Genomic DNA, 15,962 nt, shown 5'->3' on the forward strand with positions numbered 1-15,962 from the left:
CCCAGGAAGCGAGCAGATGTCACTCATCCCACCGGACTTCGACCGGTCCCACGTCGTACGCGAGGCCGACGCCGAGGTCATCGGACGGGCCCCGACCACCATCCGGCTGCTGGCGGACAGCAGCGCCACCGGCGGCGCGCTGTCCACCCAACGGGTCACCCTCGCCGAAGGCGCGGACGGCGCCGCTCCCCACCACCACACCAACTCCGCCGAACTCTTCTACCTGCTGGACGGCACGGCACAGCTCCTCTCCGGCGATCAGATCGTCACGGCGGGCCGGGGCGACCTCGTCGTGGTCCCGCCGAACGTGCCGCACGCCTTCGCCGCGGCTCCCGGGGAGAGTGCGGACATCCTCATCGTGATCACCCCGGGGGTGGAGCGCTTCGAGTACTTCCGCCACCTCGAGCGCGTCGCCTACGGCAAGGTCCCGCCGGAGAGCCTGCTGGACGTCCAGGAGCTGTACGACACGTACTTCCGGCAGAGCGAGGTCTGGGACGCCACGCGCGGCTGACCGTCCGGACCAGGGCATCGACATGACGGCAGGAAAGACACGAAGAGGCGAGGAGACGTGGTGCGAGTGCGCTACACCCTGGCCGCCTGCGCGGCGGCCGTGGCACTGACGGTGGTCAGTGGCTGCGGCAGTGACCAGGAAGGCCGCTCTTCCCCCGACGGGGACGGGCTGTCCGCGGGCAGCGGGGGACGGCTCATGGACGGGGGCACGGAGGGCCGTCCGAGCGCCGCCACCATGGCGGACGTGGAGGCCTTCGTCAGCCGGTACACCACGTGCACGGACTTGCACATGCAGGACGAGGACTACGAGGACGCTGTTCTCCCGGACCCGGAGGAGGCCGGTACCGCGTGGGGCATCGAGGAGCGTGCCGTGTGCTTCAACCTGAAGGGCAACTCGGTCCGGCTCATGACCATCACGGACATGAAGAGCTTCCAGACCCGGGCGAAGGAGCACGGCGGCGGCTACCTCCTCGGCAAGGACTTCGCCGTCGACAGCGACACGAGTGCGACCCGGAACGATCTCAAGGACTCCGGACTCCTCGCTCTCCACTGCGACCCGGACACTCCGATCCCGAGCGGCTACCAGAAGGAGAAGGCCCTCGTGAACGGATGCACACTGACCGACTTCGTCTCCTGACGCCCGGCATGCCGGGCTGCTGCACCGCGGCGCACGTCGTCCGCCCGCGACGTGCGCCATCGGTCTCGTGCGGCAGCGCGCACCCGGGCACGGCGCCCTCGGCCGCGAGGGGCACGCCCGTGCGTCAGGCGGCGGGCCCCGGGGCGGAGGCCCGCCGGGCGGTGTCGCGCCGACGGATGGCCTCGGCCACCTCGTCGAGGGCGGTGCGCAGGACGGAACCGTACGCGTCCCGGGAGAGCGCGTGGGCGTGCTCTTCGGCCGCGGTGATGTGCTCGGTGGCCGCGTCGAAGGAGCCCAGACGGCGGTAGTCGTCGGCGAGGTTGAGGTGCAGGGACGGATAGAAGCCGGCGAGGTGCAGACCGGCGTGGTGCTGCTGAGCGCGCTGTTCGGTGACGGCGTCGGCAGCGTCCAGGGCGCGGATGTCCCAGGCCAGGGCCGGTGCGGGGTCGGCGTGGAGGTCGGCCAGATGGTGCGCGAGAGTGCAGCGGTGCAGCGGGTCGCCGGTGACGCCGATCGTGGACCACAGGTCCAGAAGCTTCCGGCGGGCGGAGGCGGTGTCGCCGGTTCGGCCTTCCTCGACGGCATGGCCGATGGCCTCCATGGTCGCGTCGGGGCTGGTGGGGAGGGCGGTCATGGTGTTCTTCCTCGTCGTTCCCACTCAGGACGAGCGGTCGGTTCCCGCTCCGGATGCGTGGCCGGTTGTTGCTCAGGATGCGTGGCCGGTTGTTGCTCAGGATGCGTGGCCGGTTGTTGCTCAGGATGCGTGGCCGGTTGTTGCTCAGGATGTGTGGCCGGGCCCGGTGGGCATGGCCAGGATGGTGAGGTCGCCGCGGTCGGCGGAGCGGATGGTGCCGGGCTGGACCGGTCCTCGCAGGTCGAGCAGGACGTCGGGGCCGATGGCGGTGCTGACGGCCGGGTAGAGCGTGGTCAGTTCGAAGGAGATCCACAGGTCCTGCCCCGTCACTGTGGCCGTGAGCGGGACGCCGGGGGACGCCGGCTCCGCCGCCGGGACGACGTGCAGGCCGTGCCGGGTGGCCCGCAGGGTGATCCGCTCTCCCGGGTGCTCCTCCAGGGCTCGCAGGAGGAGATCCTTCGAGACCGTCACCCGGGTCGTGGCCTCGGGCAGCGAGGCGAGCGTCAGCCGGTGATCGGGAAACTCGTCCGCCAGCAGTCGGCAGTGCCGGTCCTCCCGGTCCACCATGTGCAGCCGGAGTGCGTACGGCGTCGCCACGGCCCGCACCAGCGCGCTGCGGCGGATCTCCGGCGCCGCAGCCCGCAGTTGGTCACCGTCGACCGTTGCGGCCCAGGTCGCGGCCGCTGCTTCGGCCGGCACCAGGGTCCGGGTCGCGAGGCGGTAGCGGTCCGTGGCGGTCAGGGTGACCGCTTCCTGTGTCGCCTCGACGCGCAGAGCGCCGAGCACCGGCAGGTCCGGTTCCCGCGCGGTGGCGGTCAGCACCTGCTCGATCGCGTCGGCCAGCACCGGCCCCTTCACCACGGCGATCGGCAGACCCGGCACCGCCGTGAGCGACGACGTGAGCGAAGCGGCCTTCCGCCGCACCGCCGCCGCGTCCTCGCAGACCTTCGCGACGTGCTCGTCGATCAGCCGGGCCGCGTCATCCGGCTCCGCGTCCAGGGCCGCCTCGACCGCGGTGAGCGGCATGCCGATCTCGCGGAGCCGGCGCAGGGCGGCTGCCCGCGTCACCTGGTCGGCACTGTAGTAGCGGTAGCCGGAGACCGGGTCGACCTCGGCAGGGCGAAGCAACCCGGAGTCGGCGTAGAAGCGCAGGGCGCTCGCGGTCACTCCGGTGCGTCGGGCGAAGACCCGATCGGCATCAGCTCGTCCTCAGGCACCCGGACATCGTCGGGCTTCGACCGACGTGAAGGTCAATCCCGGCCGGGTGGGCCCGCTGCAGCCGGGCCCGCACCGTGCAGGTCGCGCCGGAACCAGGTCCCCGGCTCACCACAGAGGTCGGCCGCGTCGGCCGGGTCGACCGCGACGAATCCGGCCTTGGCCAGCACCCGCCGGGAGGCGACGTTCCCGCGGGAGGTGCCGGCCCGCAGGGTGTGCAGCCCGTACCGTGTCACGGCCAGCCGGCACAGCTCCTGGACCGTCGACGTCGCCACACCGCGTCCGGCGACGTGCTGCGCGACCCGGTAGCCGAGTTCGGCGGCACCGTCCTCGAGGTCGTACAGATTGAACCGGCCCAGCACGGAGCCGTCCTCGGCGACGAGGACGTGGAAGGCGCAGAGACCGGCCTCCTGTTCGGCCAGCAGGGCGCCGAACCGGTCGGCGAACCGGTCGAAGTACGCGTCGCCGCGGTCGGCGACGAAGGCGGCGAAGTAGGCGCGGTTCGCCGACTCGAAGGCCAGGACCGCCGGGGCATGGTCGGCACGCAGCAGCTGCAGCTCGGGCACAGCGCGACTCTATCCAGCCGCAGGGCTGAGGCCACCCGGTTTTCCGCAGGCGGGCACAGCTCGGCCGACGACAGTGCGACGCGGGTCACATCCGGCTGTGTCACAGGGGGTCGGCCCGTCTCGTCTCAGGGGGTGTAGCCACGGAGAACCGCAGAGGAGCACACCATGGACGCACGACTGGACTACTTCTCCAGCCCGACCGCCGGCAAGGCCCTGAAGTACTTCATGTCCGCGGGCAGGACACTCAAAGAGTCACCGCTGCCGGCCGCGACGCAGGAACTGGTGGCGCTGCGCGTGAGCCAGATCAACGGCTGCGCCGCCTGCATCGACATGCACACCAAGGAGGCCGCTGCCGCCGGTGAGACCCCGGTACGGCTGAACCTGGTCGCGGCGTGGCGGGAGGCCACCGTCTTCACGGACGCCGAGCGTGCCGCGCTGGAACTGGCGGAGGAAGGGACCCGGGTCGCGGATGCGGCCAGGGGCGTCGGTGACGAGGTGTGGAAGCGGGCCGCCGAGCACTACGACGAGGAGCAGCTCACCTCTCTGGTGGTCCTGGTCTCGTTCATGAATGCGGTGAACCGGCTGAACATCATCACCGAGCAGCCGGCCGGCGGCTACGAGCCGGGGCAGTTCCACTGAACGGCATGAGCGACCCGCTCGGGGCCCGGCGGCGGGCTCCGGGGCCGGGCTCAGGCTCGGGCTCGGGCTCGGGCTCGGTGGCGTCAGCGTGGCATCCGGTGAGTCCGAGTGATCACAGAAGACGTCCGGCCGGCGAGTGCGGCAGGGTGGAAGGCACGAGGAGGGTTTCGCCGTGAACGCCACGAACGCCACGAACGCCACGAACTCCATGAACTCCACGAACAAGGTCGAGGAGTTCGAGGAGCTGCGGCCGCTGCTGTTCTCGATCGCCTACCGGATTCTCGGCAGCGTGGGTGAGGCCGAGGACGCGGTGCAGGAGACATGGCTGCGCTTCGACGCCTCGGCGGCCCAGGTCGCGTCGGCCAAGGCATTTCTGTCGACTGCGGTGACGCGGATCTCGATCGATGTGCTGCGCTCCGCGCGGGTGAGGCGGGAGGAGTACGTGGGCCCGTGGTTCCCCGAACCGCTGCTCAGCGATCCGTACCAGGATCCGGCGCGCTCGGCGGAGCTGGCCGATTCGGTGTCGATGGCCGCACTGCTGCTCCTGGAGCGGCTCAGCCCGCTGGAGCGGTCGGTGTTCGTCCTGCGAGAGGTGTTCGGCTTCGGGTTCGACGAGGTCGCCGCGGCGGTGGAACGGTCGGAGGCGGCGTGCCGGCAGCTGCTGGTACGGGCCCGGCGGCACATGCAGGCCGGGCGGCCACGGTTCGCAGCGGACCGTCAGGAGCGGCAGGAGCTGGCGACGCGGTTCTTCGACGCGCTGAAGGACGGTGACGTGGGCGGGCTGCGGAAGCTGCTGGCCGCCGACGTCCAGCTCGTCGGGGACGGCGGCGGCAAGGCCCCGCAGCTCGCCAAGGCCGTCACCGGCACCGAGAACGCGGCCCGGCTGCTCGCCACCGTCTTCCCCCTGATGGCCCGGATCGACGTGACGTTCGAGCCGCAGGAGATCAACGGGCAGCCCGGCGCGATCTTCCGCGACCGGGACGGCAAGGTGCTCCACATCATGGCCCTCGAAGTACTCGACGGGCAGATCCGGACCGTTCGCACCGTGATCAATCCCGACAAGCTCGGCCACCTCGGGCCGGTCGCCGACGCCTGGGCCGTCGACCGCGAGGCGAAGCAGGCCCGTCGGCAGCTGGGGTGACGTACCCGCTGCTCCCCGTCCGGGCATCGCCCGGGGGCGGTGCGGCGTGCCGGACCTGCTGAACCTGCCGGGCCTGCCGGACCTGCCGTTCGACGAACCCTTGCCGTTCGACGGACCCACCCCGCCGGACATCGCGCCCGGATGCGCGCACTGCGGCAGGAGGGGCCGGTCGCCAGGGGCGTAGCCGCCCTCAGTGCGGGGCGCGGGCGCCGCCCGCGGCCTCCCAGCCGGCCACCGCGAGGGCGCGGTAGGCGGCGTAGGCGGCGGCCGGATCGCCCCCGTCCACCCACGGGACGGCGCCGACGTGGCCGTCGACGGCGGCGAGGGCCTCCATGGCCTCGCCGTAGCGCTCGGCCCGCACCAGGAACCAGACCAGCAGATGGAGGACGTGCGGGCGCACCGGGTGGTCGTCCTCGACCTGGTCGACGGCGTACTCGGCGGCCTCGATGGCGTTGCCGATCTCCTCGCTCCGATACAGCCCGCGGACCATGTTCACCTCGGGCAGGTGGCCGTAGGCCGCGAACAGCGGCAGCGCCGCCAGCAGCGAGCCCTCGGGGGCCTGCGCGGCGGCGGCGCGGGCGAACGCGTCGGCCTGCTCCTTGGAGCCCGCTCCCCGCGCCGACCAGTAGGGCAGCGCCGCCAGATGGGCGCCCATGTGGTCGGGTGCCAGCTGGCGGACGGTGCCCCACAGGGACTCGAAGTCGGCCTCGCGGTAGCCGAGGTGGCGCGCGAGGGTCAGCTCGGTGAGATGCGGCGTCGGGTCGGCCGGGGCGAGCTTCGCCGCGTCGTGTGCGACGTTCCGCGCCTCCTCCAGGATGATGCGGCGGCTGTCTGGGTCGCTCTCGGCCAGCGCCTGGAAGACCAGGAAGTGCGCGTACACCTGGGCGCCCCCGTGGTCACGCGGCTGCCGGGCGCGCCACTCGCGCAGCCACCGCGCGTCCGGCACCCCGGCGGCCGGCTCCTTGCTGAAGGACACCCCGCCGGTGCCGGTGTCCGCACCCGCGGCGGCGCCGTGCTCCCGGGACCGGGCCAGTTCCATGGCCGCGGCGCCCGCCAGGGACTGCACGCGCTGCCAGCGCAGCTCGTACTCGTCGCCGGTGAAGGCCAGCAGGTGCGCGACCGGCTGCCAGTCCTGGGTGCGCTGCGCCTCCTCCAGCGCCTCGACCAGTTCCCGGTCCGGCCCCGGCAGCCGCACATCGAGCTCGTCGGAGGGGACGAAGCCGTACCCGGCCGTCGGGTCGACCGCCTGGGCCAGGCCCCGGGCTCCGTCCTGCCGCAGCTTCCTGCGGCGCATGGCGGGGTAGACGACCACGCCGAAGACGGCGGCGAGGGCGATCAGGAGGAGCAGGGCTTCCATGGCGTCGGATCTCCACGCTGTGACGGACGGCTGGGCGGGGCGGCACGCCCCGAGGGGGTGCGGCCCCGGAGCGGTACGTCCCCGGGGAGGAGTGCGCCCCACTCCACCGTACGGCCCACTAGTCTCGCCCCCATGAGTGAGCAGCGCGACAACGGCATCGACAGCGGGGCGGACGGCACCCCGGACACCCCGCGGCAGAGCTTCGAGACCCTCGCCATCCATGCGGGGCAGGCCGCCGACCCGAGGACGGGGGCGGTGGTGCCGCCCATCCACCAGGTCTCCACGTACAAGCAGGACGGCGTCGGGGGGCTGCGCGGCGGCTACGAGTACAGCCGCTCGGCGAACCCGACCCGCAGCGCGCTGGAGGAGAACCTGGCGGCGCTGGAGGGCGGCAGGCGCGGGCTGGCCTTCGCCTCCGGGCTGGCCGCCGAGGACTGCCTGCTGCGCACCCTGCTCACCCCCGGGGACCACGTGGTGATCCCGAACGACGCGTACGGCGGCACCTTCCGGCTCTTCGCCAGGGTCGCCGAGCGGTGGGGGGTGCAGTGGTCGGTGGCCGACTCCTCCGACCCGGCCGCCGTCCGCGCCCAGCTGCGCGAGCGCACCAAGGCGGTCTGGGTGGAGACCCCCTCCAACCCGCTGCTGGGGATCACCGACATCGCGGCGGTCGCCGAGGTCGCGCACGGGGCGGGCGCCCGGCTCGTGGTCGACAACACCTTCGCCAGCCCCTACCTCCAGCAGCCGCTCGCGCTGGGCGCGGACGCGGTCGTGCACTCGACGACGAAGTACATGGGCGGCCACTCCGACGTGGTGGGCGGCGCGCTGGTCGTCGGCGACCCCGCGCTCGGCGACGAACTGGCCTTCCACCAGAACGCGATGGGCGCCATCGCGGGGCCGTTCGACGCCTGGCTGGTGATGCGGGGGATCAAGACGCTGGGCGTGCGCATGGACCGGCACGGGGAGAACGCGGCCCGCGTGGTGCAGCTGCTGAGCGCGCACCCGGAGGTGACGGAGGTCTACTACCCGGGGCTGGCCACGCATCCCGGGCACGAGATCGCGGCCAAGCAGATGCGCGGCTTCGGCGGGATGGTGTCCTTCCGGGTGGCGGGCGGCGAGGAGGCCGCGGTGCGGGTGTGCGACCGGGCCCGGCTCTTCACGCTGGGCGAGTCCCTGGGCGGGGTCGAGTCGCTGATCGAGCACCCGGGGCGGATGACGCACGCCTCGGCGGCGGGTTCCGCGCTGGAGGTTCCGGCCGATCTGGTGCGCCTGTCGGTGGGCATCGAGTCGGCCGAGGATCTGCTGGCGGACCTGACGCAGGCGCTGGAGGGGGCCGCCGCGGGCTGAGGACGCGGAGCCGGGGCGCGGGCCACCAGCCGACCGTCGCGGGCGGCGGGGGCGTCGTCGCGGCTCGCCGGAGGCCGACGCGGGCGGGGTACGCGGCGTCACCAGCCGACCGCCGGCGGGGTCGTCGTCGGGGGCGGGGCCGACCAGGGGTGCAGCACCAGCGCCCACACGGCCAGGGCCAGCAGTCCGGCCAGCACCCCGGTCCACAGCGCCGCGCCGAGCGCCCGGCGGCGCCGCAGCAGCCGGGCGCCCTCCGCCAGGGCCCGCTCCGCCAGGTCGGCGGGGACGGGCTCGGCGGTGCGCTGCTGGACCAGGCGCCGTACCTCGGCCTCCTTGCGGTCAGGCGGGCTCATGGGTGCTCTCCGCTGCGTCCTGCTCGCTCCGCTCGTCCTGCGGGGCCCGTCCCGCTCCGCGGGCCGGGCTGCTGAGCACCGCCGTCATGGCACGGGTGTGCAGGGCCCGCACCCGTTCGACGGCGAGCCCGAGGCCCGCGGCGACCTGTTCCTCGGCGATCCCCTCGTGCAGCCGCAGGACGAGCACCAGCCGCTCCTGCGGGGTGAGGACGCCCAGCAGCCCGCCGCGCGTCCGGCGGTGCCGTCGGCCGGTGCGGGCGAAGCGGAGGGCCAGCGCCTGCCGGGTGTGCTCGTAGGGGTCGTCGCCGCGCAGCCGGGCCCAGTCGGCGCGGGTCCGCGCGAGCGCCCGCACCAGCAGCCGCTCCGCTTCGGGAGCGGCGCCGGGAGGTTCCGCGGTCAGCAGGGTGGCGGCATGCAGCAGCCGGCCGCCCGCGCCCGCGACGAACGCCTCGAACTCCCGGGCGCGGAGGCTCTCCTGCCGTGCCTGACGTTCTCGCACGCCGCCTCCCGTGCCGCCTATAGGACGGCAGGCAGGGAGATCAAATCAAGAGGCGCGACACCATCGCGCCGCCGCCCGGAACCGGCCCCGGGCGGCCGGGAGCCGAACGTCCCCGCCCCACCGGAAGCCGAAAGTTCCCATCTGAGGCCAATCTGTGCGAACGGCGAACGTCCCCGCCCCACCGGAAGCCGATCAGCCGCGCCCCGGCCCGGGAGCGGTCCGCGCACCCGGGTCGCGGCGCCCCGGCTGCGGCAGCCGGGGCGCCGCGACCGGGGACGCATCCATGGGGCGGGTCAGGAACCGGACCCCGGCGGCTGCGAGAGGCTGCTCGGGTTCAGTTCGAGCATCGCCGTGTTGAAGCGGGTCAGCAGCTTGCAGAACGCCCCGCGCTCCTCCTCGGTCCAGTCCTTGGTGATGAGCTGCATCAGGTTGCGGCGGGAGGAGCGGACCTCCTCCAACCGGGCCTCACCGCGCGGCGAGAGCTGGAGGACGACGGCGCGTCCGTCCTCGGGGTGCGAGGTGCGCTTGACCAAGCCGGACTCGACGAGCGGGGCGACCTGCCGGGTCACCGTCGAGGAGTCGATGCCCATCCCGGCGGCGAGCGCCTTGACGCCCATCGGGCCTTCCTGGTCGAGGCGGTTGAGCAGCAGATAGGCGGCGCGGTCCATGGAGTTGCGGGCCTGGCCGAGTCCGCCGAGGCGGGTCTGCTCCGCGCGCCGCGCGTACACCGCGAGTTGGTGCTGCATGGCGTCCAGCGCGGCGGTTCCGGAGGCGGCACCGTCGTCGGCAGGCACCGCGGAGTCGTCCGGCACGTCGGGGGTGTCTGTCGTCATGTCCGGATGCGTGGGCATGGCAGGTGCGCTCACTTCGTCGATCAGCAGGAGTTTTTGTTGAGTTTTGACAGTTTTGGGGTGGTCTGTTGGGTGTATCGACCTGAGGTGGTGGCCACAGAGTACGCGGAGCGGACCCACGCCGTACCTCCACTGCACGAACCAGTGACGCGGACCACCCCGCGCGGCCGCCCGGCCGGTGACCCGCCCACCTGCCGGGCGGCTGCCAGACTGGCGGAATGGTCACCAGCGCAGCTCCCGCCGCCTCCGGGCACCCCGAACTCCCCGTCTCGCTGGACGAGGTGCGCCTCGCCCGCAAGACGCTCGCGGGGGTCGCCCGCACCACCGCCGTGGAGGGCAGCCGGCACCTCTCCTCGCTGGTCGGCTCGCCGGTGCACCTCAAGTGCGAGAACCTCCAGCGCACCGGCTCGTTCAAGCTGCGCGGCGCGTACGTGCGGATCGCGGGGCTGACGCCCGAGGAGCGGCGGCGCGGGGTGGTCGCGGCGAGCGCGGGCAACCACGCGCAGGGCGTGGCGCTGGCTGCGTCGCTGCTGGGAGTGCCGTCCACGGTCTTCATGCCGGTGGGGGCACCGCTGCCGAAGGTGGCGGCCACCCGCGACTACGGGGCGCGGGTGCGGATGCACGGCCAGGTGGTGGACGAGACACTGACGGCGGCGAAGGAGTACGCGCAGGCCACCGGGGCCGTCCTCATCCACCCCTTCGACCACCCGGACGTGGTGGCCGGGCAGGGCACGCTGGCCCTGGAGCTGCTGGAGCAGTGCCCCGAGGTGCGGACCGTCGTGGTGGGCGTCGGCGGCGGCGGGCTGCTCGCGGGCATGGCGGTGGCGATCAAGGCGCTCCGCCCCGACGTGCGGGTGGTGGGTGTGCAGGCGGAGGGCTCGGCCGCGTATCCGCCCTCGCTGCGGGCCGGGCGTCCGGTGGCGCTCGGTTCCGTCTCGACGATGGCGGACGGGATCAAGGTCGGCCGGCCCGGTGACGTGCCGTTCGAGATCATCCGGGCCCTGGTCGACGACATCCGCACGGTGTCCGAGGACGCGCTCTCCCGGGCGCTGCTGCTCTGCCTGGAGCGGGCCAAGCTGGTGGTGGAGCCCGCGGGGGCGAGTTCGGTCGCGGCGCTGCTGTCGGCCCCGAACAGCTTCGAGGGGCCGGTCGCGGCGGTGCTCTCGGGCGGCAATGTCGACCCGCTGGTCCTGCAGCGGACGCTGCGGCACGGGATGGCCGCGGCCGGCCGCTATCTGTCGCTGCGGCTGCGCCTCTCGGACCGGCCGGGGGCGCTCGCGGCGCTGCTCGGGGAGCTGTCGGTGGCGGACGCCAACGTGCTGGACGTCGGCCATGTGCGGACCGATCCGCGGCTGGGCCTGGACGAGGTGGAGGTGGAGCTGCACATGGAGACGAAGGGCCCGCAGCATTGCGTGGAGGTCGCCTCGGGGCTGCGCGCGGCGGGATACACGGTCATGAGCTGAGCGGGCGTGGGGCGCCTCGCCCCCGGCTCTCACGACACGACAGCACAGGACGCGGACTATCGCGTATTTCTTGACGCGATACATCGCGTCACTTCATACTGCTGTGCGGTGGACCTCGGTTCGCCGGATCTCCGTACATGCCGGAACTTCCCGGCACCTCTAGCATTTTCATAGCGTGCCACGCTCCACACCCTGGGAGTCCATCCATGCCAGGTGCCATTTACGCCGAAGGTCTGGTGAAGACCTTCGGCGAGGTGAGGGCTCTGGACGGCGTCGACCTCGACGTCCCCGAATCCACCGTGCTGGGCCTGCTCGGCCCCAACGGCGCGGGCAAGACCACCGCGGTCCGGGTACTGACCACCCTCCTGCGGCCCGACGCGGGCCGCGCGGTCGTCGCTGGTCTCGACGTCCTGAAGAACCCGACCGCGGTACGCCGCTCCATCGGCCTCTCCGGCCAGTTCGCCGCCGTCGACGAGTATCTGACCGGCCGCGAGAACCTGCAGATGGTCGGGCAGCTCTACCAGATGTCCGGACGCGACGCGAAGAAGCGCGCGCGGGAGCTGCTGGAGCGCTTCAACCTCGCCGACGCCGCCGACCGGACGGCCAAGACCTACTCGGGCGGCATGCGCCGCCGCCTGGACCTCGCCGCCGCGCTGGTCGTCAGTCCGCCCGTGATGTTCATGGACGAGCCCACCACCGGCCTCGACCCGCGCAACCGGCAGCAGTTGTGGGAGGTCATCGAGGAACTGGTCGCGGGCGGTACGACACTGCTGCTGACCACGCAGTACCTGGAGGAGGCCGACCGGCTCGCGCACGACATCGCCGTCGTCGACCACGGCAAGGTCATCGCCCGCGGCACCTCCGACGAACTCAAAGCCCAGACCGGCGGCGAGCGCATCGAGGTCGTCGTCCACGAGCGCGCGGACATCCCCGCGGCCCGCGGCATCCTGGACAGCCACGCACTGCCCGGCCCGGCCCACGAGGGCTGCACCGTCGAGCAGCACACCCGGAAACTGACCGTTCCGGTCACCGGCGGCGCCAAACTGCTGGCCGAGGTGATCAGGGAGTTGGACGGCCGCGGCGTCGAGATCGACGACATCGGACTGCGCCGCCCCACCCTCGACGACGTCTTCATCTCGCTGACCGGCCACGCCGCCGAAGACGCGCGCGGGCCGGGCGCGGCCGGCCAGGACGCACCCCCGAACCCGGGATCGGGCGGGGACCGGTCCGCAGCACAGCAGCCGGGCGCGCACGCGCCGGAATCCGAGGAGACCACGCCATGACCGCCGCAGCGCAGGCGGAGTCGCCCACGGCCCCCAGAGGCCGCGGCGGCATCGCCCAGTCGATCACCGACTCACTGGTGATGGCCAAGCGCAACCTGATCCGCATGGTGCGCATCCCCGAAGTCGTCATCTTCGGACTGATCCAACCGATCATGTTCGTGGTGCTGTTCAGCTACGTCTTCGGCGGCTCCATCAAAGTCCCCGGCGCCGGCACCGACGCCGGCTCCTACCGCGAGTTCCTGATGGCGGGCATCTTCGCGCAGACCGTCACCTTCGCGACCGCCGGCGCCAGCGCGGGCATCGCCGAGGACATGCACAAGGGGCTCGTGGACCGGTTCCGCTCGCTCCCGATGACCCGCGGGGCCGTACTGACCGGACGCACCCTGGCCGACCTGGTGCAGACGGCACTGACCCTGGTCGTGCTCGCCGTCGTCGCCGCACTCGTCGGCTGGGCCCCGCACGACGGCATCCCCGACGCGCTCGCCGGCTTCGGCCTGCTGCTGCTGCTCGGCTACGCGTTCACCTGGATCGGGGCGCTGATCGGACTCTCGGTACGGACCCCGGAGGCCGCCACCTCCGGCGGGCTGATCTGGCTGTTCCCGCTGACGTTCATCTCCGTCGCCTTCGTCCCCTCCCAGAACATGCCCGCCTTCCTGCAGCACATCGCCGAGTGGAACCCCTTCAGCGCCACCGTGGTGGCCTGCCGCGAACTGTTCGGCAACCTGCCCGCCGGCTACCCCGTCCCGGACGCCTGGCCCATGCAGCACCCGGCCGCGGCCTCGGTGATGTGGTCCGTGGTCATCATCGCGGTCTTCCGCACCCTGGCGGTCCGCAAGTACCGCTCGGCCACCGGGTGAACGCCGCGGGCCGCACGGCCCGCGGCGCACCGTCACACACGCGGCGGACGGCCCGCGCGCTTCCGCGCGGGCCGTCCGCCGCAGGCGTCGGGGGATCCGACATCAGCTCCGGTAGGGCTTCGCCTCCATGATGCGGACGGAGGCCATCTTGCCGTTCGGCAGCTCGTACTCGGCGTCCTGGCCGACCTTCTTGCCCATCACGCCGGAGCCCAGGGGCGACTGCGGAGAGTAGGTCTCGATCTCGGAGCTGGCGTACTCGCGGGAGGCCAGCAGGAAGGTGATCGTGTCGTCCTCGTCACCGCCGAAGGCGATCTTGACCACCATGCCGGGCTCCACCACACCGTCGTCCGCCGGAGCCTCACCGACCTTGGCGTTCTCCAGGAGCTGCTGGAGCTGCCGGATCCGCAGCTCCTGCTTGCCCTGCTCCTCCTTGGCCGCGTGGTACCCGCCGTTCTCGCGGAGGTCGCCCTCCTCGCGAGCCGCCTCGATCTTCTTGGAGATCTCGGTGCGTGCAGGACCCGACAGGTACTCCAGCTCGGCCTTGAGCTGGGAGTACGCCTCCTGGGTCAGCCAGGTGACGTTGTCGCTGGTCTGGGTCACAGGTGCTCCTCGTCGGTACTGGGATATGAAGCTGATGCAGAAAACGCCCTACCAGAAAGGGTGCGCCTGCACTGGTGGGCGAAACCACGAGCTTAACAATTCCGCCGGAAAAGGGAAGAAGACTCCGGCTCCGCCCCAGGTCAGCAGGGTCCGCCGGACGGGCCGGAACGCCCGGCCACCGCCCGCCTCAGCGCTCCTGGCAGCCGATCAGCTCGGCACTGGTGGCGCGCGCCGTGGTACGCACGGTGACGACCTCGTCCACCCGGGAGGTGCCCGCGGCGAACTCCGCGTTCTTGCGGCCGACCTCGCTGCCGTCCTCCGCGCGGGTGCGCAGCGTGCACACGCCCGCGGCCCCGGCCTCCTTGCGCACCTCCACATGGACCTGCACCGCGCTGTCGGAGACCACCTTGAACTTGATCAACTCGCCGCTCACCTGCTGGCCGGAGATGTAGTCGACCCCGAACCAGCCGATCAGCGCGAGCAGCAGCACCCCCAGCACACCGCCGGTGACCTTCAGCCGACGGTCCGTGCGCGCCTCCGCGTCCGCGGACCGGCCAGCGGCACGCCCGTACCGCCCCTCGGGGACCTGTTGGCGCAGGTCGACCATGGTCCGTTCCTCCCGGCAGCGCTCCGACCGTGCTCCGCTGACCCGGCCGGAGCCGGGCGGGCCCGGACCGGGAATACATCACGGTGCTGATTCGGTCACTATAGAAGCCGCTCCCGAATCCGCCGACGGCGGGCGGGGCCGATGGCGGAGCCGCTTTGACCTATGAGGATTGAGTTGTGACTGAGCAACTGCGACTGATGGCCGTGCACGCACACCCCGACGACGAGTCGAGCAAGGGTGCGGCCACCATGGCGAAGTACGTCGACGAGGGGGTGGACGTGCTCGTCGCGACGTGCACGGGGGGAGAGCGGGGCTCCATCCTCAACCCGAAGCTCCAGGGCGACACCTACGTCGAGGAGCACATCCACGAGGTGCGCCGCAAGGAGATGGACGAGGCCCGGGAGATCCTGGGCGTGAAGCAGGCGTGGCTCGGCTTCGTCGACTCGGGCCTCCCCGAGGGCGACCCGCTGCCGCCGCTGCCCGAGGGCTGCTTCGCCCTCCAGGAGGTGGACGAGGCCGCCGGAGCGCTGGTGCGGCTCATCCGCGAGTTCCGCCCCCAGGTGATCACCACCTACGACGAGAACGGCGGCTACCCGCACCCCGACCACATCATGACCCACAAGATCTCGATGGTCGCCTTCGAGCACGCGGCGGACACCGAGAAGTACCCCGAGGAGGCGTTCGGCCCGGCGTGGCAGCCGCAGAAGCTCTACTACAACCAGGGCTTCAACCGGCAGCGCACCGAAGCGATGCACCAGGCGATGCTGGACCGTGGCCTGGAGTCGCCCTACACCCAGTGGCTGGAGCGCTGGGAGAAGATGGGGATCAAGGAGCGCGAGATCACCACCTTCGTACCCTGCGGCGACTTCTTCGAGATCCGCGACAAGGCACTGATCGCGCACGCCACCCAGATCGATCCGGACGGCGGCTGGTTCCGCGTCCCGATGGACATCCAGCGGGAGGTCTGGCCGACCGAGGAGTACGAGCTGGCGAAGTCCCGCGTGGAGACCTCGCTCCCCGAGCACGACCTCTTCGCAGGCATCCGCGAGAATTGACGGTATGAGCCCGACGCAGACAACGCTCGCCCAGGTCCTTCCGCTCGCGAAGGACCTGGACGAGAACAAGGTGACCCCCGGCGTGCTCGGCTTCGTCGTCTTCGCCCTCATCGGCGCCGCCGTGTGGATGCTGATGAAGTCGATGAACAAGCACATGCGGCGCGTGGACTTCGAGGAGCCCGCCGGCACCGCGCCCGCGGCGGCGGCCGCCACCGGCACCGCCGACAGGACCGACGCCGCCGACGCGCGCAAGGCCGAGGCCGCCGCCCCGGCACCATCCGAGCGAAAGGGCTGAGCGGCCCCTCGCCGGCCGCCCGGCCCCCTCGCCGCGACCTCCCTCTGGAGAACGAC

At 72.3% G+C, this 15,962-nt stretch carries 18 protein-coding genes and 1 pseudogene; 10 read left to right on the forward strand and 9 right to left on the reverse strand.

Annotated features, from left to right (window positions below; all coding sequences use genetic code 11):
- Positions 1–16 precede the first annotated feature (16 nt).
- Entirely contained in the window at positions 17–511 is a 495-nt protein-coding gene (locus tag ACFYNS_RS28890) for a cupin domain-containing protein (RefSeq protein ID WP_360299124.1), read from the forward strand.
- A 60-nt stretch (positions 512–571) separates the two neighbouring features.
- Complete coding sequence (locus ACFYNS_RS28895; RefSeq protein WP_388605737.1) at positions 572–1,147, forward strand: hypothetical protein; 576 nt, start codon at positions 572–574, stop codon at positions 1,145–1,147.
- 124 nt (positions 1,148–1,271) lie between these two features.
- Here the strand turns inward: ACFYNS_RS28895 and ACFYNS_RS28900 are convergent, their stop codons facing one another.
- The 3 genes and pseudogenes from ACFYNS_RS28900 to ACFYNS_RS28910 form a co-directional block, all read right to left on the reverse strand.
- Positions 1,272–1,781 (reverse strand): hypothetical protein, encoded by a 510-nt coding sequence (locus ACFYNS_RS28900; protein ID WP_388605739.1) that lies wholly within the window; start codon positions 1,779–1,781, stop codon positions 1,272–1,274.
- 144 nt (positions 1,782–1,925) lie between these two features.
- Positions 1,926–2,998: pseudogene (locus ACFYNS_RS28905) on the reverse strand (MerR family transcriptional regulator).
- A gap of 33 nt (positions 2,999–3,031) precedes the next feature.
- Positions 3,032–3,562, reverse strand: coding sequence for a GNAT family N-acetyltransferase (locus ACFYNS_RS28910; protein ID WP_360299133.1), 531 nt, complete (start codon positions 3,560–3,562; stop codon positions 3,032–3,034).
- Between the two features lie 165 nt (positions 3,563–3,727).
- Between ACFYNS_RS28910 and ACFYNS_RS28915 the strand changes: the two genes are divergently transcribed.
- The gene (locus tag ACFYNS_RS28915; protein ID WP_360299136.1) at positions 3,728–4,201 is read left to right on the forward strand and encodes a carboxymuconolactone decarboxylase family protein; all 474 of its coding nucleotides are present in this window, start codon (positions 3,728–3,730) and stop codon (positions 4,199–4,201) included.
- 208 nt (positions 4,202–4,409) lie between these two features.
- Positions 4,410–5,342, forward strand: coding sequence for an RNA polymerase sigma-70 factor (locus tag ACFYNS_RS28920; RefSeq protein WP_360299145.1), 933 nt, complete (start codon positions 4,410–4,412; stop codon positions 5,340–5,342).
- A 190-nt stretch (positions 5,343–5,532) separates the two neighbouring features.
- Here ACFYNS_RS28920 and ACFYNS_RS28925 read toward each other — a convergent pair whose 3' ends face one another.
- Positions 5,533–6,699, reverse strand: coding sequence for a hypothetical protein (locus tag ACFYNS_RS28925; RefSeq protein ID WP_360299139.1), 1,167 nt, complete (start codon positions 6,697–6,699; stop codon positions 5,533–5,535).
- 132 nt (positions 6,700–6,831) lie between these two features.
- Between ACFYNS_RS28925 and ACFYNS_RS28930 the strand changes: the two genes are divergently transcribed.
- Complete coding sequence (locus ACFYNS_RS28930; RefSeq protein WP_360299142.1) at positions 6,832–8,043, forward strand: cystathionine gamma-synthase; 1,212 nt, start codon at positions 6,832–6,834, stop codon at positions 8,041–8,043.
- A gap of 98 nt (positions 8,044–8,141) precedes the next feature.
- Here ACFYNS_RS28930 and ACFYNS_RS28935 read toward each other — a convergent pair whose 3' ends face one another.
- From ACFYNS_RS28935 to ACFYNS_RS28945, 3 genes are all read right to left on the reverse strand, one after another.
- The gene (locus ACFYNS_RS28935) at positions 8,142–8,396 is read right to left on the reverse strand and encodes a hypothetical protein (RefSeq protein WP_388605742.1); all 255 of its coding nucleotides are present in this window, start codon (positions 8,394–8,396) and stop codon (positions 8,142–8,144) included.
- Positions 8,383–8,895 carry a sigma factor-like helix-turn-helix DNA-binding protein gene (locus ACFYNS_RS28940; RefSeq protein ID WP_388605744.1) on the reverse strand — a complete coding sequence of 171 codons (513 nt, stop codon included), beginning with the start codon at positions 8,893–8,895 and terminating at the stop codon, positions 8,383–8,385. Before ACFYNS_RS28940 ends, ACFYNS_RS28935 begins: the two co-directional genes overlap by 14 nt.
- Positions 8,896–9,188: 293 nt before the next feature.
- Positions 9,189–9,746, reverse strand: a complete 558-nt coding sequence (locus ACFYNS_RS28945) for a MarR family transcriptional regulator (RefSeq protein ID WP_360303384.1) — start codon at positions 9,744–9,746, stop codon at positions 9,189–9,191.
- A gap of 218 nt (positions 9,747–9,964) precedes the next feature.
- On the opposite strand from ACFYNS_RS28945, the gene ilvA reads away from it, so the two are divergent.
- The 3 genes from ilvA to ACFYNS_RS28960 all read left to right on the forward strand — a co-directional run bounded on the left by ilvA (position 9,965) and on the right by ACFYNS_RS28960 (position 13,349).
- Positions 9,965–11,209 (forward strand): threonine ammonia-lyase, encoded by a 1,245-nt coding sequence (gene ilvA / locus ACFYNS_RS28950; RefSeq protein ID WP_360303382.1) that lies wholly within the window; start codon positions 9,965–9,967, stop codon positions 11,207–11,209.
- 206 nt (positions 11,210–11,415) lie between these two features.
- Positions 11,416–12,492 (forward strand): ATP-binding cassette domain-containing protein, encoded by a 1,077-nt coding sequence (locus ACFYNS_RS28955; protein WP_360303380.1) that lies wholly within the window; start codon positions 11,416–11,418, stop codon positions 12,490–12,492.
- Positions 12,489–13,349, forward strand: a complete 861-nt coding sequence (locus ACFYNS_RS28960) for an ABC transporter permease (RefSeq protein WP_360303378.1) — start codon at positions 12,489–12,491, stop codon at positions 13,347–13,349. The genes ACFYNS_RS28955 and ACFYNS_RS28960 overlap by 4 nt, the downstream gene beginning before the upstream one ends.
- 102 nt (positions 13,350–13,451) lie before the next feature.
- Here ACFYNS_RS28960 and greA read toward each other — a convergent pair whose 3' ends face one another.
- A complete protein-coding gene (gene greA, locus ACFYNS_RS28965; RefSeq protein WP_360300092.1) occupies positions 13,452–13,949 on the reverse strand; it encodes a transcription elongation factor GreA in 498 nt (165 codons plus the stop codon).
- A 187-nt stretch (positions 13,950–14,136) separates the two neighbouring features.
- On the reverse strand, positions 14,137–14,556 hold the full coding sequence (locus ACFYNS_RS28970; protein ID WP_360300089.1) for a DUF4307 domain-containing protein: 420 nt from the start codon (positions 14,554–14,556) through the stop codon (positions 14,137–14,139).
- A 176-nt stretch (positions 14,557–14,732) separates the two neighbouring features.
- Between ACFYNS_RS28970 and mca the strand changes: the two genes are divergently transcribed.
- Positions 14,733–15,611 (forward strand): mycothiol conjugate amidase Mca, encoded by an 879-nt coding sequence (gene mca / locus ACFYNS_RS28975; protein ID WP_112494235.1) that lies wholly within the window; start codon positions 14,733–14,735, stop codon positions 15,609–15,611.
- A gap of 4 nt (positions 15,612–15,615) precedes the next feature.
- The gene (locus ACFYNS_RS28980) at positions 15,616–15,906 is read left to right on the forward strand and encodes a hypothetical protein (protein ID WP_360300085.1); all 291 of its coding nucleotides are present in this window, start codon (positions 15,616–15,618) and stop codon (positions 15,904–15,906) included.
- The last annotated feature ends 56 nt before the right edge of the window (positions 15,907–15,962 follow it).

Source organism: Streptomyces sp. NPDC006925 (assembly GCF_042869575.1).
Lineage (GTDB): Bacteria > Actinomycetota > Actinomycetes > Streptomycetales > Streptomycetaceae > Streptomyces.

Excerpts from the sequence above, each read along its gene's own strand:
- ACFYNS_RS28960 (WP_360303378.1), top strand. The coding sequence starts at position 12,489 with ATGACCGCCGCAGCGCAGGCGGAGTCGCCCACGGCCCCCAGAGGCCGC.
- ACFYNS_RS28970 (WP_360300089.1), bottom strand. The coding sequence starts at position 14,556 with ATGGTCGACCTGCGCCAACAGGTCCCCGAGGGGCGGTACGGGCGTGCC.
- ACFYNS_RS28915 (WP_360299136.1), top strand. The coding sequence starts at position 3,728 with ATGGACGCACGACTGGACTACTTCTCCAGCCCGACCGCCGGCAAGGCC.
- ACFYNS_RS28890 (WP_360299124.1), top strand. The coding sequence starts at position 17 with ATGTCACTCATCCCACCGGACTTCGACCGGTCCCACGTCGTACGCGAG.
- ACFYNS_RS28945 (WP_360303384.1), bottom strand. The coding sequence starts at position 9,746 with ATGCCCACGCATCCGGACATGACGACAGACACCCCCGACGTGCCGGAC.
- ilvA (WP_360303382.1), top strand. The coding sequence starts at position 9,965 with ATGGTCACCAGCGCAGCTCCCGCCGCCTCCGGGCACCCCGAACTCCCC.
- ACFYNS_RS28980 (WP_360300085.1), top strand. The coding sequence starts at position 15,616 with ATGAGCCCGACGCAGACAACGCTCGCCCAGGTCCTTCCGCTCGCGAAG.
- ACFYNS_RS28900 (WP_388605739.1), bottom strand. The coding sequence starts at position 1,781 with ATGACCGCCCTCCCCACCAGCCCCGACGCGACCATGGAGGCCATCGGC.
- ACFYNS_RS28935 (WP_388605742.1), bottom strand. The coding sequence starts at position 8,396 with ATGAGCCCGCCTGACCGCAAGGAGGCCGAGGTACGGCGCCTGGTCCAG.
- ACFYNS_RS28925 (WP_360299139.1), bottom strand. The coding sequence starts at position 6,699 with ATGGAAGCCCTGCTCCTCCTGATCGCCCTCGCCGCCGTCTTCGGCGTG.
- ACFYNS_RS28920 (WP_360299145.1), top strand. The coding sequence starts at position 4,410 with ATGAACTCCACGAACAAGGTCGAGGAGTTCGAGGAGCTGCGGCCGCTG.
- ACFYNS_RS28930 (WP_360299142.1), top strand. The coding sequence starts at position 6,832 with ATGAGTGAGCAGCGCGACAACGGCATCGACAGCGGGGCGGACGGCACC.
- ACFYNS_RS28955 (WP_360303380.1), top strand. The coding sequence starts at position 11,416 with ATGCCAGGTGCCATTTACGCCGAAGGTCTGGTGAAGACCTTCGGCGAG.